The following is a 23,057-nucleotide window of genomic DNA, read 5'->3' as shown; positions in this document are numbered from 1 at the left end:
AATCGAAATCCACAATTTAACTATCCGATAGACTTCGGCGACGAATCGTATAAGTAAAATGTGATCTGTGGAGGGAACGCCTCGAACGAGAGGGTCCGAAAAATAGACGATGGGTAGGGAGGCTTTTATTTATGAACGAACTGTTTCAGTTAGCAAAGATTCTACGGGAAACGAGCAGCGTGTTTTCCACGCTTTCCATGCAAGCATTGGATTCAAGTGATATTACCTGGCAACAAGTTCTCATTCTGGAACAAATCGCAATAAGCCCGAAAACAATGGGAGAAATCAGCAAGGCGATCAATCTTTCGTATAGTACGACCTCAGGCTTAATCAGTCGGCTGGAACAGATGAACTTGGTGCACAGATTTCGTGATAAATCGGATCGGCGAATTGTGTGGGCAGCATTGACGGAGCGTGTACCAGCGAATTGGGAGCTACAAGAGGGAAGGGCTTGCATACCTGCATCGCTTGATTCCTTGCGCGAGCTTATTTTGGAGAAAGAAATACTGAGCTGATACGTTACGCTTCCTATAAATAATGAGGTGAGAAAATTTTGAATATATCAGAACTGTCCATTAAACGTCCGGTCACGATGATTATGATATCCGTAGCCATCTTCATTTTTGGTTTGGTTACCTTTCCTCGATTAGCTATAGAATTGATGCCGTCATTAAATGCACCGGTCGCGGTGGTCGTTACGTCTGTTGAGGGGGCCGCTCCAGCTGAGGTAGAAAAGCTGGTTACCAAACCGATTGAAAATGCATTAGGTACGGTTCCAAATCTAGACAAGATCACATCGAGCTCGGTGAACGGCTCCTCCATGGTCACTCTTAATTTCAAATGGGGAACAGACATGGATCAAGCCACGCTTAACATGAGAGATAAGGTGGATTTGGTTCGAGGGAGCTTGCCCGATTCAGCTGGTTCACCAAGGGTGTTGAAATACGATCCGTCAAGCCAGCCGATTATTGACCTGGCTGTAACTGGCGATCAAGATGTCAACAAACTGAAAAAAATCGCAGATGATTTGATTAAATCCCGCTTGGAACGAATTAACGGTGTCGCTTCTGTCACTGTCACAGGTGGGCAAGAGCGAATCGTCGACATCATCGTGGACCCCGCCAAACTAGCTGCCTATGGGTTGACATTGGATCAAATAAAGTCAGCACTAGAAAACAGCAATGTATCCGGATCAGCTGGTGCGATACGGGAAGGTGACGGAAAGACTAGTATCCGCGTGCAAGGAGAATTCACCAATGTGGACACCATTGCACTCACTCCGATCTCTGTCGGTGGGAGCTTCATTCGATTGAGCGATATCGCCAAAGTAACAGACACTATCAAAGAAGTGACCGAGCTGAGCTACGTTGATGGAAAGCCGAGCTTGGCAGTTGCTGTGATGAAAGGAACCGGCGGAAATACGATCAAAATCGCGAAAGACGTAAAGGCAGAGCTGGAGAAAATTAATAGCACGCTTCCAGCAAATGTAGAAACACGTATCGTTTTCGATACCTCGACATACATCCAGAGCTCTGTTGACAACACGGTGGTACACGCTCTGGCAGGTGGTGCCATTGGCGTACTCATGCTGTTCTTCTTCTTGGGCAGTTTGTCGTCTATGCTCATTGCGGTCATTGTCCTGCCTGTATCGATCATTTCGACCTTTCTCTTGATGTATATGACAGGTCAAACAATCAACCTGATTTCCCTGGCAGGTCTCACGCTCGGATTGGGATCATTAGTGGATTTCGCGGTTGTTATGCTGGAAAACATTTTCCGTCAGCGGGAACAGGGCAAGAGTATGATGGAAGCGGCATTGGTCGGTTCCAAAGAAGTAGGAACCGCGGTGATGGCTTCCGCATTGGCACAAATTTGCGTATTCTTACCGATTGCGCTGACACAAGGTCTTGTTGCTGAGCTGTTCGCACCGTTAGCTTTGACGGTCGTTTTCTCACACATCGCAGCGCTCGTTTTCACGTTCTTGCTGGTTCCGATGATGAGTGCTCGCATGCTAAAAACAATACCGGAGCATACGAATCACGAAAACTATCGAGGCTTCAATCCGCTGATCTGGTTTAATATCGGGTTCCATAAAGTAGAAAAAGGCTATCAAAGGGTACTCAAATGGGCATTGGGTCATCGAAAAACGGTGATTGGATCTGCTTTTGCCATGTTGATTAGCTCATTGATGCTAGTTCCATCTCTCGGAGCAGGATTTTTCCCAGAAATGGACCAAGGATTAATCCAGGTAGAAATCAAGTTACCAAAGGGTACCGTTTTGACGGAAACAGAAAAAGTGATGAAACAGGTAGAAGAAGTGGTCAATCAAGTGCCAGAAAAGAAATTGGTCAAGTCCTCGATCGGGGGTAGCGACGGTACTTCAGAGAGCGGTGCATCTACTTCTCATAAAGCAACGATCGATCTGCAAGTTGGAGAGATTTCTACGAGAAAGCGATCAACAGAGGAAATTGCTGTAGGCCTGCAAGAGCAAGTCAAGCATATTGCAGGAGCAGAAATCAAGGTGCTATCCCTTTCCGGTGGTATGGGGGGCGGACCAGCCATCTCGATTGAAATTCGCGGAGATGATCTGGACGTCTTAACGGAACTGAGCGAGATTGTAAAAGGGGAAGTAGCCAAGGTACAGGGAACGATGAACGTCTCTACCAGTGTCCAGGAAATGAGTCAGGAGTTCGATGTGAAGGTCAATACAGAGAAGGCGAGCTTGTACGGATTGACAACAAATGAAATCCTTTCTGCTGTGCGAACTTCTTTCCATGGTCAAACCGTTACCCAGTATCGTACAGGTGAAGATGAAATTGATATAAATCTCAAGCTGCCAGAAGACTATAAGGAAGATATCAATTACTTGAAGAACCTACGTATTTCCACGCCGACGGGCGCTCAAATCAGCCTCACCTCCGTAGCGACCATCAGCAAAGTCGATGTACCGCCATCGATTGAGCGCAAAAACATGACGCGTGAAGTGACAGTCACCAGCGATTTGATCGGGGATAACCTGCAAGCGGCCGCGACGGAAATTACGAGTATCATCAATAAGCTGAATGTTCCGGACGGATATACCATCGAAATGGGCGGGCAGAGCGAGGATATGGGCAATTCTTTTGTGAATCTCGGTCTCGCGATTGTTTTGTCCGTCGTGCTTGTGTACATGGTCATGGCTGCTCAGTTCGAATCACTTTTCAGTCCATTTATCATCATGTTCTCGGTTCCTCCGAGCCTTACTGGGGTCATATTGGGACTATTGTTTACAGGCACGCCTATTACCGTATCTGTTTTGATCGGATACATTTTGCTGATCGGTCTGGTCGTCAACAATGCGATTGTGTTAATCGACTTGATCAATCAATTGCTTGCAAAAGGTTGGGAATTACATGAAGCGATTTTACATGCGGGGCCTGCTCGTCTGCGTCCGATTTTGATGACAACCCTCACGACGATTATGGCCATTGCGCCGCTTTCTGTTGCATCAGGGTCTGGTTTAGAGCTGCAAGCGCCTATGGCTACTACCGTCATGTATGGTCTGATCTTCTCCACCATGATTACACTGATACTCGTACCTGTAGTGACGGTATGGTTTGACGAGATGGGGCAGAAGAGACGCAACAAACGTAAGCAAAAACAGGAGAAGAAAATGATTGCCACTTTGGAATCGACAAACGCATGAGAAAAGAGGAGGAACCATTCATGATCATAAATAAAAGAATCGCGATTGTGGCGCTACTTTCCCTTACCTTGATCACAGGATGCGCAAGCCAGGAGGATGCAACAACGACTGCTCCTCCACCAGAAGAAACGGTTACCCCTGTACAGGTTGAAACGGTAGTACAAGGCGTTGTAACCTCTGAGTCCGGACTGACAGCAAAATTGGCACCGAGTGAGGAAGTGCAAATGTCACCCAAAACCAGCGGGAAAATTATCTCTCTACCCGTAAAGCTGGGTCAGCCCGTAACAAAAGGTCAATTATTGTTTACACTCGATACGAATGAGCTGTCTAACAGCGTAAGAGAACAAGAAGCAGCTCTCCGTGTGGCAAAAGCGAACTTAACTCAAGCAGGCAGCACCTCTGACCAAGGCTTGGTGGAAGCACAAAATGATTTGACAGAAGCGGAAAGAGCGCTTGCTGACGCAAAACTGAATCAACAACGTAATCAGAAGCTGTTTGCAGAGGGGGCGATTGCTGCTGAGAAAATGGAAGAGGTAAATTCAACGCACACAAAAGCCCAGATTTCCTATGACAATGCAAAGCAAAAGCTGCAAAGCGCGAAACAAAAAACAAGTGTGCAAGTATCGGCAGCTAGTGTAACGGAATCAGAGGTCAGACTGCAAAATGCGCGAGAGCAATTGGCGAATGCAACGGTCGTCTCTCCGATCGACGGATTTGTCGCAAGCGTGACCGGGGCGGTTGGACAGATGGCAGGCCAGCAACCAATTGTGACCGTCGTCAAAACGAATCCACTTGTGGTCAAAGCGAATTTGTCCGAAGCAGATGTAACGAAAGTAAAAGTAGGAACAGTCGTCAAAGTAAACGTGCAGTCTACAGGGAAAACGATTGATGCAAAAGTAACGGCGATTAGTCCCGTCATGGATTCGCAGCTCAAAGCCTATCCAGTAGAAATTACGATCCTAAATGCTTCTAATGAATTGAAGTCCGACATGGTCGTAAATGTTACCTTCCCACAAGGTTCAGAAGGAGCGAAGTCACTGGTCATTCCTCGTAAGGCAGTCTTTGATCGGGAAGGCAGACAGTACGTGTTCAAGCTGGAAGGGGAAACAGTCAAGCAAGTGGAAGTGTCGACGGGCAACTCGACAAGCGAGTTGATTGAAGTGGTGTCCGGCCTAGCAAATGGAGAAAAGGTCGTGGTAAAAGGACAGACACTGCTTACCGATGGAGGCAAGGTGAGTATTCAGGAGTAAGTAGAAATGGATGAAAAAGAGGCGGAGCAGATCCGCCTCTTTTTCTTATCAAATGGGAAGATTATCTACTCTACCAAAATTGTCAAACAGAGTATAATTTTAGCTATGACAGTTGATAAGGAGTCATAAATGATTATTTCCACCAAACTGTACAAAGGAATTGCCCTACTCATGACAGTCATGCTCGTCTCCGGGTGCTCGATGTTTGCGAGCAAAGACGAATCCACTGAGCGCCAGAAGATAGAGAAGGAGCAGAAAATCACCCGATACACGGGTGAAAAAAGCAAGGCGCTGTCCCATGTATACACGGGGCGCAAGGAAGTAGCTCTGACGTTTAACGGCATGGGCGAAGATAAAACGATGAAAAGTCTTTTGGTGCAGCTAGATGCTCATAAGATCAAAGCAACCTTTTTTCTGCCGGGCATGCGGGTTGCCGAGGAGCCAAACATCGCTAAGGACATTTTGGCCGGCGGACATGAAATCCAAAACAACACACTGAATCAACTGGATATGAGCAAGCTCAGCTACGAGCAAATTTATCGCGAGATTCAGTTGAGTAATGAGGTAATCAAACGCGAGACGGGTATTTTGCCTCGCTATGTGAGAACCAAATCCGGCGATGTAACTGATGACATTCGTTTGGCTGCCGCCCATCTCGGGATGGAAGCGGTCGTCAGCTACAACATCAACCCGAAGGACCGTGATTTGCAGAAAGACGCCAAAACCATCGGAGATTACATAGCTCGCTACATGTCCAGAGGTAGCATTATCTCACTCAATACAGACATCAATCCTGAGGTGATTCCTGCCATTCCATTGATCGCCAAGGCAGCAGCGGATATCGGCTACCAGTTTGTCCCGCTCAGTGAGATGGTGAAAAACGGCGGTGAACGCAAGCCGCTGGAACAAATACCAGGCTTTGACGCGGCGAAACTGAATCCGGGCTACGAAAATGCCGAGTACGAGATCATCTCCCAGGTCGACACGAATAAAAAACAGATCGCGTTAACCTTTGACGACTGGGGAAGCGACAAAACCGTAACGAAACTATTAGACATTTTGGCAGAGCATGATGTTAAAGCGACCTTCTTCTTACGGGCAAAAGGGGTGGAGAATAACCCGAATTTGGCGAGAGCGATGGTGGAGGGTGGTCATGATGTGGCAAACCATTCCTATAACCATCCGGTCGTAACGACGCTGACGGCCGAAGAATTGCAGAGGGACGTGGTCAAAGCACACCAGGTCATTACGGAAGCGATACAACAGCAGCCTGTCATGCTGTTTCGTCCGCCGACTGGTGTGGTAGACGATCAAACAGCCAAAGTGATTGCAGCCACGGGATACGAGGTCATCGCATTGTACGATGTCACCACTCTGGATTGGGACAAGAAAAACAGCGCTCAAGATATTGTAAATGGCGTTATGAGCAAGACGAAAAATGGCAGTGTCATTTTGCTGCATATGCTCGATGACATCCACACGATTGAGGCACTCCCGATTGTACTGGAAAGCTTGAAAAATAAAGGCTACACCTTTGTTAAGATGAACGATATGATCAAGCAAAGCCGCTCTGGCAACTAAACCCTTTCTCAGAAAGGGTTTTTTACTTTTATTCGCAAAGCTCGGGCAATTGACAGTAAAAATACTCTTTGTTATAGTTTTGACGATAATGATTATCAATATCGATAACAGCAATTCTTACATCTGTCTTACAAACGTACATAAGGGAGGCTCATCATGATTACGAACAAAACAGGTAAAGCTATCCTTGCTGTCATTTTTGTGTTCTCGCTTTTTTTGACGGCGTGCGGTGGAGCAAATACGGCAACGCCAGCACCAGCGACGGATTCGGCTTCCAAGCCAGCTGACAAGTCAACAGAAGCATCTGCTGAGAAAAAAATGCGGAGCATTAAAACGCCAAAAGGGACCATTCAAATTCCTGACAAGCCACGGCGTATTGTGACTGACTACTACGCAGGCGAGTTGATTGCAGTAGGCGGAAATGTAATCGGTGCAGAAACGGAAGCTTTCAAAAGCCCGTTTACCGTTGAACAATTGAAAAATGCACAGGACGTGGGGAGCCCGCGGATCAATGTGGAGAAGACATTAGAACTCGCTCCTGACCTCATCGTCGTCATGTATGATGACAATTATGAAGCCTTGTCCAAAATCGCTCCAACCGTGTATTTCCCGTACGGTACGGCGACAAACATCTACGATACGGTCAAATTGTTCGGTGAAGTGGTTGGGGATAAAGAAAAGGCAGACAAGTTCATCGCTGACTTTGACAAAAAAGCTGCCTGGGGCCGTGAAAAGTTGAAAGGCATCGTGGATGAGAATGCAACGGTTGGACTCTACGAGTTGACGAACAAAGGAGATTTGTGGATCTTCGGTGACAACGCAGGGCGCGGTGGTCAAACGGTGTACAATGCATTGAAGCTGAAAATGCCACACGCAGACAAATCCAAAGAGCAAACCGTACAGCTATCGATGGAAACCTTGCCAGAATACGCGGCAGACTACATGTTCGTGACTTTCTACAACCCAGAAAAAAATAGCGAAGCCCTGAAAACCTTACAAGAGTCCGCTGTCTGGAATGCGACCCCTGCTGCCAAAAACAATCAGATTTTCTACAACGACTACGATACATTCTATCGTTATGACCCAATCGCGATCACAGCACATATTGATATGTTCGTAGATATGCTGATCAAAAGACACGAAGAGAACAAAAGTAAAAAATAGCTTATCACGGAAGCCATCCCTCGTCGGATGGCTTTTTTTCGTCTCACGAAATAAACCTTACAAAATGTAAAGAAAACTGTAAGGAACATCAATAGCTCCTATTCTGGAATTTGGTTACAGTTGATAACGACGGAAACAACGAACGCTAGCCAATAGATAGAATGGAGGAACGTAAAATGAGTACTGCTGTACTAGAAGTGAAAGACGTTCAAAAAATATATGGGACAAAAGGTGAAAGCCAGTCGCATGCCTTAAAAGGCGTATCGATGACCATAGACAAAGGAGAGTTCGTCGGAATCATGGGGCCATCTGGTTCGGGGAAGACGACTCTACTAAATGTCATTTCCACATTGGATCGTCCAACGGAAGGCTTTATTGAAATCGCGGGCACGAACATTACACAGATGAAACGTAACCAGCTCGCAGATTTTCGTTCGCAAAAGCTCGGCTTTATCTTTCAAGATTTCAACCTGCTAGAGAATTTGTCCGTGTATGAGAACATTGCACTGCCTCTGTCTCTACAAGGTGTTTCTTCCAAAGAGATCAGCACCAAAGTAAGTAAAGTAGCACAAACACTCGGGATCGAAGAGATTTTGCAAAAATATCCGGTTCAAATTTCCGGGGGACAAAAACAACGCGCCGCAGCAGCACGCGCACTCGTGCATGATCCTGCAATTTTGCTGGCGGATGAACCGACAGGATCCCTCGACTCGAAGAATGCCAAAAGCTTGCTGGAAACGATGACAGATTTGAACGAGAACCACCAAGTATCCATCATGATGGTTACGCATGACGCCTTTTCTGCGAGCTATTGCAAACGAATCCTGTTCATTCAGGACGGCAAGCTGTACACCGAGATTCAGCGCACGGGAGATCGTCAGCAATTTTTCAAACAAATTCTGGATGTACTGGCTGAGCTAGGTGCATCACATGATGTACGCTAGGAGGTAACGTTTCATGCTTTTGAAGCTATCTATGTCCAGTATGCGGAAGATGATGAAGGACTATCTGGTTCTGCTTGTGGGTCTGGTCATCTCCATTTCGATTTTTTACATGTTCCAGACGCTTGCTCTCAATTCTGACTACACGAAAAACAACTCGATGATCTCTTCGATTCAAATCGTTTTCAATGTAGGGGCATTCCTGCTAGCGTTTATCACGATTTTCTATATCTTCTATGCCAACTCATTCCTACTCTCACTGCGGCGCAAAGAGCTCGGAATGTACATGGTCTTAGGGGCGAAGAAGGGAAAAATCAGCCAGATTTTGTTCCTGGAAACATTGACGATGGGGATCGTTTCCTTGGTGATCGGTAGCCTCGTCGGTATTGCGCTCGCGAGCGGCATCGGTGTCTTGCTCATGAATCTGTTGGAGATTTCGACAGAGGGTTACTATGCTTTTTATCTGCCAGCAATGTTGATGACATGGGGATTCTTCCTCGTACTCTTTCTGATCACCTCCACAATTAATGCCATTCGTCTGGCTCGTGCTACTGAGCTCGCTCTCATCCGTGCCGAGCAGCAAAATGACAAAATCAAGTCAAAAGGAATCGGAGCGGTGCTGGTAGCCATTCTTGGAGTTATCCTGTTGGCTCTAGGCTATACATGCTTGCACTTGCTTATGTACCTGCAAGCACTCGGCTTTATCGTTGGAGCTATCTCTTGCACAATCGGGACGTACTTGATTTTCATCTCGCTCTTGCCAGTTCTTGTACAGGCTTTGAAGAAAAATAAAAAGCTGAATGATAGTAAGCTGAACGCATTCACCTTCGCCCAGCTGCGCTTTCGGGTGAACAACCTGACCAAAATCCTCGGAACGGTAGCAATGCTGATCGGGCTTGGTGTCGGCGCGATGGCAGGTGGCTTGGCGTTCCAGCAAAACGTCAATTTGTTTACTACGGTGTTCCATGTGTATGACGTGAATCTGCATGATCCGGTAGAAACGGATTATCAGGCGCTGAAAAAAATGAACGTTCTGGAGCAAAATACGTATCGATACAAAGTCGATGACAAGTCGTTTTACTACCTGAAAGAAGACTTGCTGGCAAATCCAATGCTGATTTCCACAAACAGCATTCAAAATTACTCTGCCGAAAATAAGCCAAAACGTGTGACAGAACCATTGCCTAAAGATGTGTACATCATGAATGCGACAAAAGAAGAAAGAGGGAATATCGATTCGGTTCCAGAGGATTGGGAAGAAGCGATCTCTACCAATCTCGCCAACAACTATCAGTTGATGCAGGGGAAATCTGTCCGTATCGTCGATCAGGTAGCGTATGAGGGGATCACGGGAAGTGAACACAAGGTTCTCGTTGCCCAAGTGGACGATTATTTAAAATACACGCAGGATTTAAAAGAAATGGATGAGCGCCAAAAGCAATTGGTTGCGTCTATCGTTAATGTAAAAGCAGAAGATGTATACACGTCTTCCAAATACAACACGTATGCGGGCATGTATATTTTCACAAGTGGAACGATGTTTATGGGCTTCTTCCTCGGAATTGCCTTCCTGGCGATGATGGCGAGCTGCCTCATGTTCAAAATCTTGTCCGGGGCTGCTCGTGACAAAGACCGTTACAGCATGCTGAGAAAAATCGGTGTACGCCAATCACTACTCGTAGGATCGGTCTACAAAGAGCTGTTCATGGTATTCATTTTCCCGGCGATCATCGGTCTGATGCACGTATTGATCGGTATGGAGATGTTCTCGTTCATCCTTTTGGACCCGTACCTGAACATCTGGATTCCAACTCTGATTTTCGTCGTGATCTACGCGATTTACTATTACATCACGGTTCAGCTGTATCGTGGAATTGTGTTACCGAAAGAAGCGTAATAGGGATAATCCTCCTCAATTTGAGGGGGGTTTTTTTGTATGGTGCTAATGAAACTGGTGAACAACCATAGCTGTACGGAAGTGCTGTCACATGTTTGGAAGGAGACCGCCCGAACGAAGAGAGGATACAGGCGACTGGAAAACATGTGGCAGCGCTTCTTCCCGACCACAGAAGTTGGAGAACAACAAGTTTTTACACATTCCATCGTTGACAAGGATAATGATAATCATTATCATAATTTACTGGAAGATATGTCCACCGTGTACCATCCTTTATCTTTCGAAGTAACACCTAGAAAAAAGGGGGAATTTTTCATGCGTCTTATGAAATTACCAGTGATGCTAGTATTTTTGTCTGCGATGCTGCTACTTGCTGCTTGCGGCAATGCAGGGTCAACTCAACAATCTGGTTCCAACCAAGCTGCTACAGCTCAGCCTGACGCGGCGAAGCCAGCAGAAGAGCAAGTGCGCACAGTGAAGCACATGATGGGAGAGGCGACGATCAAAGGCACTCCTAAGCGCATCGTTGCATTGGAATGGAGCTCAGCAGAGCATTTGTTGGCTCTTGGTATTCAGCCTGTAGGGATTGCAGATATTCCAAATATGAAAAAATGGGTGAAACTCCCTGTGGAGATTGCTCCAGAAGTAGTGGATGTAGGGAGCCGTACTGCACCAAACCTGGAATCCATCATGATGTTGAAGCCAGATTTGATTATCGGTATTAAGCGAAATGTGGAAGCGAATTACGACGAAATGAGCAAAATTGCTCCAACGATTGCTTTTGATACGAATCCTGCTGAAGGTCAAGGATCACAGTATGATCGAATGATCGAGATCTTCAAGCAAATTGCGGATATCACAGGTAAAAATGCAGAGGCCGAAACCGCTTTGAAAGACCTCGACAAGACTTATGCGGAAGCAAAAGAAAAACTGGCCAAAGCTGGCGCAGATAAAGTTCCATTTGTTCTCGCGATGGGCTACAGCAGTCAAAATGCAGTAGAATTCCGTTTGTCCACGGATAACTCTACAGCAGCAAGCATCTTGATTCATATCGGTCTGACAAATAAGTATAAGCCAAAGAAATTTGAGCAAACAGGATTGACACTGGCAGACGTGGAGGCACTTCCAGCGTTGCAGGATGCGAATTTCCTCCATATCATTCAAAATGATGATAACGTGATTGAGAATCAATTGAAGAACAATCCGGTTTGGAACGGTCTTACTTTTGTGAAAGAAAATCGCGTCTACGCCTTGGGCGGAGATTTGTGGCCGTATGGTGGTACCATGTCTGCAAAGATTCTTGCTAATAAAGTTGTTGATCTGTTGGCAAAATAATGAGTTTAGCCAAAAATAAAATGTTCACACGAACTGACATCACTCCAGCCACCTCCTCACAAAGAGGGGGCTGGAGATTGTTCTTGATGGTAGGGAGTGGACTAGTCGCTCTGTTAGTGCTTACATTTGTTAGTTTGACACAGGGGATGGCAGACATTTCTCTGCGTTCTGTCGTACAGGCCATCATTGATCCGCAGGATATTTCAGATCACCATATGATACAAGGTGTCAGGCTTCCGAGAACGGTCATGGGGCTTTTGTCTGGTGCAGCATTGGCTATTGCCGGAGCATTGATGCAGACGGTGACACGAAACCCGCTCGCGTCAGAAACGACACTCGGCGTAAATGCGGGTGCCTATTTCTTCGTGGTGTTCGGGATGGTTTTTTGGCCATCATTCTTGCATGATCACCCGCTGCCATTTGCGATGGCAGGCGGAATACTCGCAGCCGTTACTGTATATTTCATGTCTGGTGGGCGAAAAGGTACGCCAGTACGTGTGGCATTGTCTGGGATGATTGTCACCTTAGTGTACTCCTCTTTGACGAGTGCTATCATCTTGTTTAACGAAGAAACGACAAATGGCATTTTCCTCTGGGGCTCAGGCTCCTTGAAACAAAATGACTGGTCGGGTGTCGAATTCAGTTGGCCTTGGATTGTAGTCGGGCTTTTGGTCAGCTTTTTCATGGCTAGGCAGCTTGATGTACTTACCTTTAATGAGGAAACTGCGAAATCATTGGGGCAAAAGGTGGCAAAGACACAGCTTTTCACCATGTTTATTGCGATCTTGGTCACATGCGTCAGTGTCAGTGTGGTCGGGCCAATTGGTTTCATCGGACTCGTGGCTCCGCATCTGGTGCGATTGTCTGGCATCACCCAGCATAGATGGCTGCTGCCACTATGTGCGATCTGGGGGGCAGCGCTGCTTGTAGCTTCCGATACGATTGCACGCATGTTTATCAATCACTATGGTGAACTTCCGGCAGGAGCCATCACGGCAGCTATTGGTGGACCATGGTTGATCTGGCTGGCTTTGCGTGTCTCGCGCAGTATGAGTGCTGGGGCTGGAGGCTCGATGAGCGTCGGAGGAGCACAACGCAAATTTTCGTATCCGTTGATTGTGTGCACGCTTGCTGTGCTGCTTGTGGTCGTTTGGATGCTCAGCTTGTCTAGCGGAAACTTGTACCTGCCGTGGTCAGAGATCATCGCCATTTTCATGGGACAAGGAAACGAGATGTACAGTCAATTGGTGTTTGAGCTTCGAATGCCGCGACTGTTGACGGCGATGCTGGCAGGTGTGGCACTCGCGATCAGCGGAAGTCTCATGCAGAGTGCAGTACGAAATCCGCTTGCTGATCCACAGATTGTCGGTGTAACGAGTGGTGCGGGTGTAGGGGCGATTATCGTACTCCTCGTGTTTCCCGAGCTCTCAGCTTGGATGCCGCTTGGAGCCGTTGCAGGGGGAATCATTTCTGCTGCGATTGTGTACGCGGTCTCTTGGAGAAGGGGACTCAATCCAATCATCTTGACGCTTGTGGGGATTGCGGTTTCTGCCGCAGGTGCCGCTCTTATCAATATCTTGATCGTACATTCCATGATCTTGGCAGCGCCTGCACTCACTTGGCTGGCAGGAAGTACATATGGGCGGGGCTGGATGGAAGTAGGCCGCCTGCTGCCTGCGATCCTCGTTTTAGCACCGATGGCGTGGTGGTTAGGACGTCGGGTGGACCTCTTGTCATTTAACGATGATAGCTCGACTGGATTGGGATTAAAGGTTCGGATGACGAGGTTGTCTGTGGCAGTCATTGCAGTGCTGCTCGCTTCAGCGGCAGTTGCCAGTGTCGGAGCCGTAGGATTTATCGGTCTTCTTGCTCCGCATGCGGCACGTATGCTGGTTGGACCTCATCATCGCCGTGCAGTTGTCGTCTCCGCCATGCTTGGAGCCGTATTGCTGGCTGCTTCTGATTTGTTGGGAAGGATCGTCATGATCCCAAAAGACATTCCGGCCGGGGTCGTGGTGGCATTGCTAGGCGCGCCATATCTGTTCTTGCTGATGTTCCGTTCGTCTCGTTCCTCACAATAGATAGGCAGGTACTTGCCAAATAGAAAGATCTCCAACATGATGAAAGTAGAACAGGCTGATTCCGGAAATCAGCTTGTCTACTTTTTCTTGTTATTTCCGGTGATAAAAGGATGTGAGTCTGTTGACGATTTATCAAGATTATCCTGGCTTTTTGATGACCGCCTTTCGCAAACAGCGATTGAAGAATTTTCACCTGCGCCAGGTGGAGGTAAATACCCATGTCCTTTGCTATGTGGCAGAAGGAAGCGCAGAGATTACGGTTGATGGTCAAAAGCAGGTGCTCGACACCGGAAAGCTCTTGTTGTTGAGCCCGACGACGATGTTAGAAGAATTGCGGTGCCAATCAGGACCGTTGCACATATACAGGCTGCATTATGTGGAAGCGAGACACAATCATCACGAGAGCGTTCCCGAGAGAAAAGAAGTCCAGGTTTTGGCTGTCTCTACGCCTGCCTCGTTTCTGACGGTATTGGAGGAGCTCTCTCATTTGACACAGAAGCGGGACTACTCTTCTTTTTTGCGGAGCCAAGCGCTGCTCTACGAGCTGCTTGGTGTTGTTCATGATGAACAGAAAAAGAAAGAGGAAAAGGGTATTGGAGCGATTGAGGAGACCATCACCTACATGCAAAAACACTACCGCGAGTCACTGGAATTGGGCAGCTTGCCGAAGCTGGCGGGGTTGACCCCAAGCTCTTATTGCCGTGCTTTCAAACGTGCGACGGGAATGACACCTGGGGAGTATTTGACAGAGCTGCGGATGGAGCATGCCAAGGACCTGCTTGCCCATACTGGAGGAAGTGTGAAGGATGTGGCTCGTAGCGTAGGTTATGCCGATGAGCTGTATTTTAGTAGACTCTTCAAAAAACGCGAAGGATTGTCACCGCAAATTTATATGAAGCAAAGTGACCAGCGGGTAGTCGTGGTCAGCAAGCTGTTTTTGCAGGATCATTTTCTTGCGATGGGAATTCAGCCGATTGCTGCCCCCTCCTTCCCGAACTACTTTGAAACGAGGACGGGCTTTCCCTCTTATTTGCAGCAAAAGCTGCGCGGGACAAAAGCATTGAATGCAGAGCAGTTGATCGATCCGAAAGAGATTTTGACCTTGTCGCCTGATGTGATTGTCAGGATGAATTTTTTCCACAATCGGGAGGCAGGAGACTGGGAGAAAATAAAAGGAACGGTCTCCTTTGACGGCTATCCAAACTGGATTGACTACCAAACCAAATTGGCGACGCTCTTCCAGAAAGAGAGTCAGGCAGAGAAAATCATCAAGCACATCGACAAAGTGGAAAAACAAGCAAGAGATGCACTGTTGCCGGTTACACGCACGGGTGAATGGACGATGATTCGCGTGCTTGCGGATGAGGTGCGCCTGTACGGCGTAGAGGGACACGCCCTTGCTGACTTGTTTTATCACAAGCTGGGATTTGCGCCTGACCGGAATGTGACCCACGCGGCCTATCAACCAAATGCGCTCAACGATCTGATCGAATTGAACCCGGAGAGAATCATCGTGTTCTGGAGCGAACGGGAGCATGTGGCAGCACTGTGGAACAACCCGCTGTGGAGAGATTTGCGTGCGGTGAGGGAAAACAAAGTGTACCATCCCGCCAATCACGAATGGGACCCATGGGGACCGTTTGGCAGAGAGCATACGATTCAAAGGGGCACAGCGTATTTTCTCCAAGTCGCACAGGGGTAATCTGGTCCATGGCAATTAGACAATCACGTCCATAGAAAAGTAAGAGGAGTCTCTATATACTATCAATTGATAATTGTTATCACTAAGTTGATAAGCAGAAGTGGGGGCATTCTCGATATGAAAAGTAAGACCAGTTTACGTACCATGCGCCACATCATGACCAGCTTCTTCGCGCTGTGTTTGCTGGTTGTCCTTGCCGGTTGCGGAGGCAATGCCAATCAAGCTCAACAGGCGCCAGCTGCATCGGGAACGACGACTGAGGCTACTCCAGCACCAGCCGATTCTAAAGAAGTACGTGAAGTGAAACATGCAATGGGCACCACGCAAATCAAGGGAACACCAGAACGCGTGGTTATTCTAACAAATGAAGGTACTGAAGCTTTGCTTGCACTTGGCGTTAAGCCAATCGCTGCTGTACAATCCTGGGATGAAGATCCTTGGTATCCTCACATCAAGGATGAGATGGTCGGTGTAGAAGTGTTGGGCTTCGAAAACGAGCCGAATCTAGAAGCGATTGTAAGCATGAGCCCGGATTTGATCATCGGTAACAAAGTACGTCATGAAAAGATTTACGATCAACTGTCCAAAATCGCTCCAACCGTATTCTCTGAAGAGCTGTCCGGAAGATGGAAAAGCAACTTCACGCTCTATGCAGAAGCACTGAACAAGAAGGCGGAAGGCGAGCAAGTCCTGAAAGAATTCGATGACCGTGTAGCTGCTGTGAAAGCAAAGCTGGGTCCTAAAGCTTCTACCAAAGTATCCGTAGCGAAATTCTCCAAAAAAGGTGTACAGATCTATCAAAAAGATACCTTTAGCGGTGTGCTGCTCAATCAGCTGGGACTCGCACGTCCAGCTTCCCAGGACGTAGACAACTTTGCAGAAATGATCAGCGAAGAAGGTATGTCCACTATGGACGGGGACATCCTGTTCTACTGGGTAACGGAGCCTTCGAAAGAATCTACTGACGTTGTGAACAACGCGAAAAAATGGATGGATAGCCCAGTCTTCAAATCTCTGAATGTGGCGAAAACCAACCAAGTTTACCAAGTAGACGAAACGATCTGGAACAAAGCAGGCGGCATCAAGGCAGCGAATTTGCTGCTCGATGACATCGTGAAGCGCCTCGATGTGAAGTAAATCAAAAAGCGTCAAAGCGAGAGACCTCATCCGAAGAAAGGATGGGGTCTTTTGTTTTAAGTAAGACTGCCCATGAAGAAATCATAGAAGCTTTTCAAGATTTCCAAACGGGGAAAATGGGGAATACTAATTTCTAAGAAACAATGAAATCAATTAAAGGAGCGCAGTTCAGCAATCCTTCATGCGCTGGAATCTTCCTTTTTGCTGTAGTTTCCCCCCTTAAATTTTCAGATATTTATTCAACCATGACATTTGTCATGTCCTTGACTTGACGTTTATGACTACAGCGGCCAGACGCTATTTCCTACAATAAAGATAGAATATTGCGTCCGGCGAATTCACATGTCCCTGTGCGCATCAATCGAGGAGGAAACAATTGATGCATCAAGCCAACATTGCCCAATTGAAAAAGAATGTTGCCCCCTTTGAAAAAGCAGACTTGAAAAAGAGTATCCGACAGCTAATCAATACGCTAGTTCCGCTGATTCTACTCTGGTACGGTGCTTATCTCAGTCTGTCGGTGTCCTATTGGCTCACGCTGCCTATCGTCATCGTCGCAGCCGGCTTTGTTATCCGTACATTCATCATTTGCCACGATTGCTGCCACCAATCCTTTTTCAAAAATCGTCTGGCGAATGACATCGTTGGTACGATTACCGGTGTGCTGACACTCGTCCCTTATGAACAATGGAAAAACAGTCACACTATTCATCATGCAACGAGCAGCAACCTCGACAAACGAGGCGTAGGCGATTTGTGGATGATGACTGTCAATGAATATCTCGAGGCTTCTACTTGGCGCAAAATCTCTTATCGGCTGTATCGCAATCCGATCGTGATGTTTGGTTTGGGACCTATTTTTGTCTTTTTGCTTCAGTATCGTTTTAATGTGAAGCGAGCTCGCCGCAAAGAGCGGTTGAATACGTATTTGACGAATGTGCTGCTAGCTGGTCTTTATGCGCTTTTGATCTGGGCGGTTGGCTGGCAAGCATTCCTGTTGATTCAAGGTCCGATCTTTTTCGTCTCCGCCTTGTTTGGGATTTGGCTGTTTTATGTGCAGCATACGTATGAGGATTCGTACTTTGAGAACGATGAAGAGTGGAGCTACGTGAAAGCGGCAGTAGAAGGAAGCTCCTACTACAAGCTGCCGAAGGTTTTGCAATGGTTAACAGGGAATATTGGCTTTCACCACGTCCATCACTTAAGCCCGCGCGTACCGAATTACAACCTGGAACAAGCACATAACGAGACACCGCCACTTCAGATGGCGACAACGATTACACTGGCGTCCAGCGTGCAGTGCCTGCGGTTTCATTTATGGGATGAGAGCAACAAGCGTTTTGTGAGCTTCAAAGGACTCAAGCGGTTGGCTGCTGCTCAATCGGAAGCAATCATAGATGCACTTCAAGGCTCCAAACCGAGTTTGGAAGGAAAATAAGCCTGCCATAAACCTTTGAATTCCGATACACTTGAGAGAGTGGCGAAGAAAAGGTGGGCAAGCATGCAAAAACAGAAGTGGTATCACATCCTTCAAAAAAATACGGGCTTGAGCCCTTATGTGTGGGTTGTCTTCTACATCCTGCCATTCTATTTCATCTTCCGGTCCTCTTCGACGTACGAAGCGGTGATCGGAATCATCATGATCATTCTGTTTTTCGTATGTTATGTATTCTCTTTCTTGTCAAAGGGCTGGCTGATTTACTTTTGGACGAGTGTGCAGATCATCATATCCGTCGCCATGACCTTGATGTTCGGCTATGTGTATTTCTCGCTCTTCCTGGCGTTTTTTATCGGGAATATCCAGAATAAGATCGGTTTTGCTACGTTGTACACGATACATTTGATTAGCACCACCATATCGGTTAACATCGGCTTTTTCACCAAAAACACTCAATTGATTGGCCAGCTTCCGTTCGTTTTGGTAAGCATGATTGCAGTCATTCTCTTGCCCGTGACCACGTACAACTGGAATAAGCGAGAGAAGCTACAGGGAGAGCTGGAGCATGCGAACAAGCGAATATCGGAGCTGGTCAAGCTCGAGGAACGTCAGCGAATTGCCCGCGACTTGCACGATACATTGGGGCAGAAGCTCTCCTTGATTGGGTTGAAAAGCGATTTGGCCAACAAGTTGATCAGCAAGAACCCTGCTCTGGCGAGAAGGGAGATAGAGGAAATCAGGCAAACCGCGCGAATCGCTTTGAAAGAAGTACGGGAAATGGTCACGCAAATGCGTGGGACGCGGCTAGAGGATGAGATGTTTCGGATCAAGCAAATTTTCAAGGCGGCCGAAATTGAATTCATGCTGGAAGGCGACACGAATCTGACCAACACTTCGCTGATGACGGAAAACGTGTTGTGCATGTGCCTGAAAGAAGCCGTCAACAATATTGTGAAGCATAGCAATGCCGCTGCCTGCTCCATCGTCATCGAACCCACCCGTACCGATCTCGTCGTAAGCGTAACGGATAATGGGATCGGGATGGCGGAGGAATTGGTCTACCGAGGCAATGGTTTGCGTGGGATGAAGGAACGGCTGGAATTCGTCAACGGAAGCATGGAAATCCAGTCCTCGGAGGCTGGAACACAGCTAGTGATTCGGGTACCCAACGTCTTCAAACAACCGGAACAGGAGGCGGGAGGATGATTCGCATTGTCATTGCAGAGGATCAGCGGATGCTCTTGGGCGCCCTTGCTTCCCTGCTGGATTTGGAAGAGGATATGCAGGTCGTCGGGAAAGCCAGTAATGGTGAGGATGCCGTCAAACTCGTGCATCAGCATCAACCCGACATTTGTATCATGGATATCGAAATGCCGGTCAAAAGCGGATTAGACGCTGCTGAGGAATTGAAAGGCAGCGGCTGCAAGGTGATGATTCTGACAACCTTTGCTCGCCCAGGTTACTTCGAAAGAGCTCTGAAGGCAGGCGCAAACGGCTACTTGCTCAAGGACAGTCCGAGTGAAGAGTTGGCCAGCTCAATTCGCAGCATTATGGCGGGCAGACGGATATACGCCCCTGAGTTGGTTGATGAAGCATACGGGCAGGAGAATCCGCTGACGGAGCGGGAAAAGGAAGTCCTGGTCTTGATCGCAGACGGGAAGAACACCAAGGAGATTGCCAGCCAGCTGTACATTACGACAGGGACTGTGCGGAATTACATCTCCGTCATTTTAGATAAACTCGGTGTGAGCAATCGAATTGAAGCGATTATGCATTCCAAGGAAAAAGGCTGGTTTAAGTAGTAGACCAGCTGGAGGAGGCCCTTTCTGTTTTGGCAGGAAGGGTTTTATTGTATTTCGGCGGAGCCGTGGATGGAGGGTTACTCAGTTGGCACTGAATAAAATAGAAGTGAAGAAGATGACAAGTAAATACTGCGATAGTGAACATGAGTGTGTCTTGATTGATGAGGTCCCACTTGATGTTATCGTTCATTCTCTTTACCCCAACCATCATTTGGACGGATTGATTCCGACTATTCTAGACTGGATAGATGAACCAAGAGAGAAGGCTTTTGTGCGAAGCCGATATCTTTCATTCAAGCAGAGAGAAATGCTTCCCATATTGATGTGTCCCGACGATTGTGACTTGTGGTGCACATTAATTATCGTTGAAGTTGTAAGATTTGAGGGCATTATTAAGTGGGAGCGAATGGGTATCGACCAATGCACGAGGGAAGATTTGATTAACAGTTTTGAAAATATAGGGACAAAAGTAGAGTGGCTTGAAAAAGTACCAAGTATGACGTTTCAACCAGAGGAGTATGACTCTCAAATTAGAAAGTTGATAAGGGAATAGAGGTACTCGTTGGTATGTACTCAAAAGTTTTTCATGGTAAATCAATGATTAAGTCCAGCTGAAATGATCTCGAAGAGGTAGGTAATCGTATCCCAACAAAAATAACTAAAGAAGGCCGTGAAGATGAGGGATGCAAGCATCAGGAAAAGCCAAATCCGAAACAACCGCTGCTTATCACGGTAAAATGCATAACAGAGTAGGATCGGTGCAGTAATGACAGGTAGAATTCCGATGCAAAAGAGGTTTATTACTAGTTCGAAGCTCATTTAGGAAGTCTCCTTTCCTAAACAATGTGAGTGTAGCTTTCATCTTGAATTTTGTTGGATGCAACCCTTAATGATTGATGATCTGGTATATTTAGTATGATTTCATCCACTATAGTAAATAAAATGCTAATAGCAAATTTTTTTTATAGTTTCCATCCATATTGCAAAGGGAGGCTTAAAGTGAATCTAGAAACCGATGATCCAAAACAAGTTGTTTTACAGGTTGGTGGGGTATTAAAAAAACTTCGTAAAGAGAAACATTTGAGCCTTGAAGATTTATCAGAATTATCGGGTGTGAGCAAACTGACACTTGGAAATATTGAACGTGGAGAAACTAATCCAACAATCGGGGTGTTGTGGAAGATTTCGAAATGCTTATCTATACCACTCTTGGCTTTATTCTCAACCGAAAACAGTGTGAATCTGTCCCGGGCTGGGAAGGGACTCAGAATTGCTGGGGATAATAAAGATTGGGTAATTGAGCCAATCTTTCAAAACGTAAGTAATGAAATTGAAACGTATAGAGCTTATTTACAACCGAATAGCTCATACTATCCAGAGAAGCATCATCACAATACAACGGAAATTGCGACAGTAATGTCAGGAACCCTTTCTATCAATGTTAATAATGAGTCATACACCTTGAATCAATATGATTCGATTAGTTTTTGTGCAGATGGCATGCATTCATATATAAATCAATCCGACGATGTTGTTGTGATCCATATTATTTTGAAATACGGGGTCTAAAAATCTATCCCCTGTATTCTCATAGACTACGATGACTATGACCCTTTATCGACTGAATGGTTGATAAAGGGTTATTTCTTGTTGTGATTTATAAACGATGATAGCTATTGGACAATTGTTGCTAGTTATATTATAGTGATATTTGTTGGGCAAAAAGTATATTATAATATACTTATAATGTTTTGGGTTTGAATGAACTTCTGTATCAAATTTAAAAAACGAGGAGGGATAATTATGAGCACTCAAGATATAAAATCAAATCCAAATGTTACTAGATCAGCAGTTTGGGTGATGATTGTAGGTATCATATTTATTGCAACTAATTTACGGGCTCCTTTAACGTCGGTGGGGCCTCTAGTTGGTCTTATTAGGGACGATGTTCACATTTCGAATACGCTGGCAGGTATGATTACCACGTTACCTCTATTAGCTTTTGCACTTTTTTCTCCTATTGTTCCTAAATTAGGACGAAAGTTTGGAGTAGAAGTAATGATTCTCATCTCCATTATTCTTCTTACTTTTGGGGTTATTTTGCGTTCCCTGTCAGGAATCGCTACTTTATATATCGGTACTGTTGTTCTTGGATTGGCAATTTCTGTCTCTAATGTATTGTTGCCTAGTCTTATTAAACGGGAGTTTCCCAGAAGAATTGGTTTAATGACGGGTGTATATTCCATATCTATGAATTTATTAGGAGCGATAGCCTCTGGTATTAGTGTTCCCATTGCAGTTGGATTAGGACTTGGATGGCAAGGTGCACTGGGAATTTGGGGTATTCTTAGTTTCGTATCCGTATTCTTTTGGTTACCTCAAATGAAACGCCGCCGTGGGGAAACAGACCCTCTTCATAAGCAAACGGCTGATAGCAACGTGAATTTATGGCGTTCTGCACTAGCATGGCAAGTAACTTTATTTATGGGACTCCAATCTATGATTTTTTACGTACTTATCACATGGCTACCTGAAATCTTGAAACAACAAGGCATAAGCTCAGATCAATCTGGTTGGTTACTTTCTATTATGCAGTTAGCTTTGCTTCCATTTACTTTTGTCGTTCCGATTATTGCAGGACGTATGTCCAGTCAACGTTCATTAGTTACGATTACGACGATTTTGCTTTTCATTGGAACTCTTGGGTTACTTTACGGAAGCCCGAATTTAATCGTTTTGTGGATCATCGTACTAGGAATTGGGGGAGGTTTTGCATTTAGCTTAGCCATGATGTTTTTTGGCTTACGTACAGAGAATGCACAACAGGCTGCAGAGCTGTCCGGTATGGCTCAATCAGTTGGATACCTACTTGCTGCAATAGGCCCGACTCTTTTCGGATATCTGCATGATGTAACTGGTAGCTGGACGATTCCACTTCTCATTTTGGTTTGCGCGTCAGCCTTGCTCTTTATATTTGGTCTAGGTGCAGCTAGAAATCGTTATATTGGATCACCCAAATAGTAAAACATCTGTTCATTCCTACA

The 23,057-nt window shown here is 46.2% G+C and carries 18 protein-coding genes; all 18 read left to right on the top strand.

Annotated features, from left to right (window positions below):
- Positions 1–131 precede the first annotated feature (131 nt).
- The 18 genes from C7R93_RS19720 (at position 132) to C7R93_RS19630 (ending at position 23,034) form a co-directional block, all read left to right on the top strand.
- Entirely contained in the window at positions 132–515 is a 384-nt protein-coding gene (locus tag C7R93_RS19720; protein ID WP_106840408.1) for a MarR family winged helix-turn-helix transcriptional regulator, read from the top strand.
- Between the two features lie 38 nt (positions 516–553).
- The gene (locus C7R93_RS19715; protein ID WP_106840407.1) at positions 554–3,685 is read left to right on the top strand and encodes an efflux RND transporter permease subunit; all 3,132 of its coding nucleotides are present in this window, start codon (positions 554–556) and stop codon (positions 3,683–3,685) included.
- A 20-nt stretch (positions 3,686–3,705) separates the two neighbouring features.
- A complete protein-coding gene (locus C7R93_RS19710; protein WP_106840406.1) occupies positions 3,706–4,935 on the top strand; it encodes an efflux RND transporter periplasmic adaptor subunit in 1,230 nt (409 codons plus the stop codon).
- A gap of 6 nt (positions 4,936–4,941) precedes the next feature.
- On the top strand, positions 4,942–5,064 hold the full coding sequence (locus tag C7R93_RS30945; RefSeq protein WP_279629453.1) for a hypothetical protein: 123 nt from the start codon (positions 4,942–4,944) through the stop codon (positions 5,062–5,064).
- The gene (locus C7R93_RS19705) at positions 5,065–6,516 is read left to right on the top strand and encodes a polysaccharide deacetylase family protein (protein ID WP_106840405.1); all 1,452 of its coding nucleotides are present in this window, start codon (positions 5,065–5,067) and stop codon (positions 6,514–6,516) included.
- A 156-nt stretch (positions 6,517–6,672) separates the two neighbouring features.
- Positions 6,673–7,680 carry an ABC transporter substrate-binding protein gene (locus tag C7R93_RS19700; protein WP_106840404.1) on the top strand — a complete coding sequence of 336 codons (1,008 nt, stop codon included), beginning with the start codon at positions 6,673–6,675 and terminating at the stop codon, positions 7,678–7,680.
- Between the two features lie 176 nt (positions 7,681–7,856).
- Positions 7,857–8,624: an ABC transporter ATP-binding protein gene (locus tag C7R93_RS19695; protein WP_106840403.1), complete on the top strand. Its 768-nt coding sequence runs from the start codon at positions 7,857–7,859 to the stop codon at positions 8,622–8,624.
- A gap of 13 nt (positions 8,625–8,637) precedes the next feature.
- Positions 8,638–10,518 carry an FtsX-like permease family protein gene (locus C7R93_RS19690; protein WP_106840402.1) on the top strand — a complete coding sequence of 627 codons (1,881 nt, stop codon included), beginning with the start codon at positions 8,638–8,640 and terminating at the stop codon, positions 10,516–10,518.
- A gap of 315 nt (positions 10,519–10,833) precedes the next feature.
- The gene (locus C7R93_RS19680) at positions 10,834–11,853 is read left to right on the top strand and encodes an ABC transporter substrate-binding protein (RefSeq protein WP_106840420.1); all 1,020 of its coding nucleotides are present in this window, start codon (positions 10,834–10,836) and stop codon (positions 11,851–11,853) included.
- Positions 11,853–13,934 (top strand): Fe(3+)-hydroxamate ABC transporter permease FhuB, encoded by a 2,082-nt coding sequence (fhuB, locus tag C7R93_RS19675; RefSeq protein WP_341866945.1) that lies wholly within the window; start codon positions 11,853–11,855, stop codon positions 13,932–13,934. Before C7R93_RS19680 ends, fhuB begins: the two co-directional genes overlap by 1 nt.
- A 121-nt stretch (positions 13,935–14,055) precedes the next feature.
- Positions 14,056–15,636, top strand: a complete 1,581-nt coding sequence (locus C7R93_RS19670; protein WP_244191589.1) for a helix-turn-helix domain-containing protein — start codon at positions 14,056–14,058, stop codon at positions 15,634–15,636.
- A 117-nt stretch (positions 15,637–15,753) separates the two neighbouring features.
- A complete protein-coding gene (locus tag C7R93_RS19665) occupies positions 15,754–16,773 on the top strand; it encodes an ABC transporter substrate-binding protein (RefSeq protein ID WP_106840400.1) in 1,020 nt (339 codons plus the stop codon).
- A 379-nt stretch (positions 16,774–17,152) separates the two neighbouring features.
- Positions 17,153–18,211, top strand: coding sequence for a Delta(5) desaturase DesA (desA, locus tag C7R93_RS19660; RefSeq protein WP_106840399.1), 1,059 nt, complete (start codon positions 17,153–17,155; stop codon positions 18,209–18,211).
- A gap of 63 nt (positions 18,212–18,274) precedes the next feature.
- Entirely contained in the window at positions 18,275–19,417 is a 1,143-nt protein-coding gene (locus tag C7R93_RS19655) for a sensor histidine kinase (protein WP_106840398.1), read from the top strand.
- Positions 19,414–20,013 carry a response regulator transcription factor gene (locus C7R93_RS19650; RefSeq protein ID WP_106840397.1) on the top strand — a complete coding sequence of 200 codons (600 nt, stop codon included), beginning with the start codon at positions 19,414–19,416 and terminating at the stop codon, positions 20,011–20,013. The genes C7R93_RS19655 and C7R93_RS19650 overlap by 4 nt, the downstream gene beginning before the upstream one ends.
- Before the next feature lie 85 nt (positions 20,014–20,098).
- Entirely contained in the window at positions 20,099–20,566 is a 468-nt protein-coding gene (locus tag C7R93_RS19645; protein ID WP_167402482.1) for a hypothetical protein, read from the top strand.
- Positions 20,567–21,012: 446 nt separating this feature from the next.
- Positions 21,013–21,582 carry a helix-turn-helix domain-containing protein gene (locus C7R93_RS19635; protein ID WP_106840395.1) on the top strand — a complete coding sequence of 190 codons (570 nt, stop codon included), beginning with the start codon at positions 21,013–21,015 and terminating at the stop codon, positions 21,580–21,582.
- Between the two features lie 234 nt (positions 21,583–21,816).
- Entirely contained in the window at positions 21,817–23,034 is a 1,218-nt protein-coding gene (locus tag C7R93_RS19630) for a CynX/NimT family MFS transporter (RefSeq protein WP_106840394.1), read from the top strand.
- Positions 23,035–23,057: the final 23 nt, after the last annotated feature.

Source organism: Brevibacillus fortis (assembly GCF_003013395.1).
Taxonomy (GTDB): Bacteria; Bacillota; Bacilli; order Brevibacillales; family Brevibacillaceae; genus Brevibacillus; species Brevibacillus fortis.
Note: the sequence above shows the minus strand (reverse complement) of the source record. Positions and strands in the feature narration are given on the sequence as shown.

Coding starts and splice junctions, on each gene's coding strand:
- C7R93_RS19720 (WP_106840408.1), top strand. CDS start 132: ATGAACGAACTGTTTCAGTTAGCAAAGATTCTACGGGAAACGAGCAGC.
- C7R93_RS19710 (WP_106840406.1), top strand. CDS start 3,706: ATGATCATAAATAAAAGAATCGCGATTGTGGCGCTACTTTCCCTTACC.
- C7R93_RS30945 (WP_279629453.1), top strand. CDS start 4,942: ATGGATGAAAAAGAGGCGGAGCAGATCCGCCTCTTTTTCTTATCAAAT.
- C7R93_RS19705 (WP_106840405.1), top strand. CDS start 5,065: ATGATTATTTCCACCAAACTGTACAAAGGAATTGCCCTACTCATGACA.
- C7R93_RS19700 (WP_106840404.1), top strand. CDS start 6,673: ATGATTACGAACAAAACAGGTAAAGCTATCCTTGCTGTCATTTTTGTG.
- C7R93_RS19695 (WP_106840403.1), top strand. CDS start 7,857: ATGAGTACTGCTGTACTAGAAGTGAAAGACGTTCAAAAAATATATGGG.
- C7R93_RS19690 (WP_106840402.1), top strand. CDS start 8,638: ATGCTTTTGAAGCTATCTATGTCCAGTATGCGGAAGATGATGAAGGAC.
- C7R93_RS19680 (WP_106840420.1), top strand. CDS start 10,834: ATGCGTCTTATGAAATTACCAGTGATGCTAGTATTTTTGTCTGCGATG.
- fhuB (WP_341866945.1), top strand. CDS start 11,853: ATGAGTTTAGCCAAAAATAAAATGTTCACACGAACTGACATCACTCCA.
- C7R93_RS19665 (WP_106840400.1), top strand. CDS start 15,754: ATGAAAAGTAAGACCAGTTTACGTACCATGCGCCACATCATGACCAGC.
- desA (WP_106840399.1), top strand. CDS start 17,153: ATGCATCAAGCCAACATTGCCCAATTGAAAAAGAATGTTGCCCCCTTT.
- C7R93_RS19655 (WP_106840398.1), top strand. CDS start 18,275: ATGCAAAAACAGAAGTGGTATCACATCCTTCAAAAAAATACGGGCTTG.
- C7R93_RS19650 (WP_106840397.1), top strand. CDS start 19,414: ATGATTCGCATTGTCATTGCAGAGGATCAGCGGATGCTCTTGGGCGCC.
- C7R93_RS19630 (WP_106840394.1), top strand. CDS start 21,817: ATGAGCACTCAAGATATAAAATCAAATCCAAATGTTACTAGATCAGCA.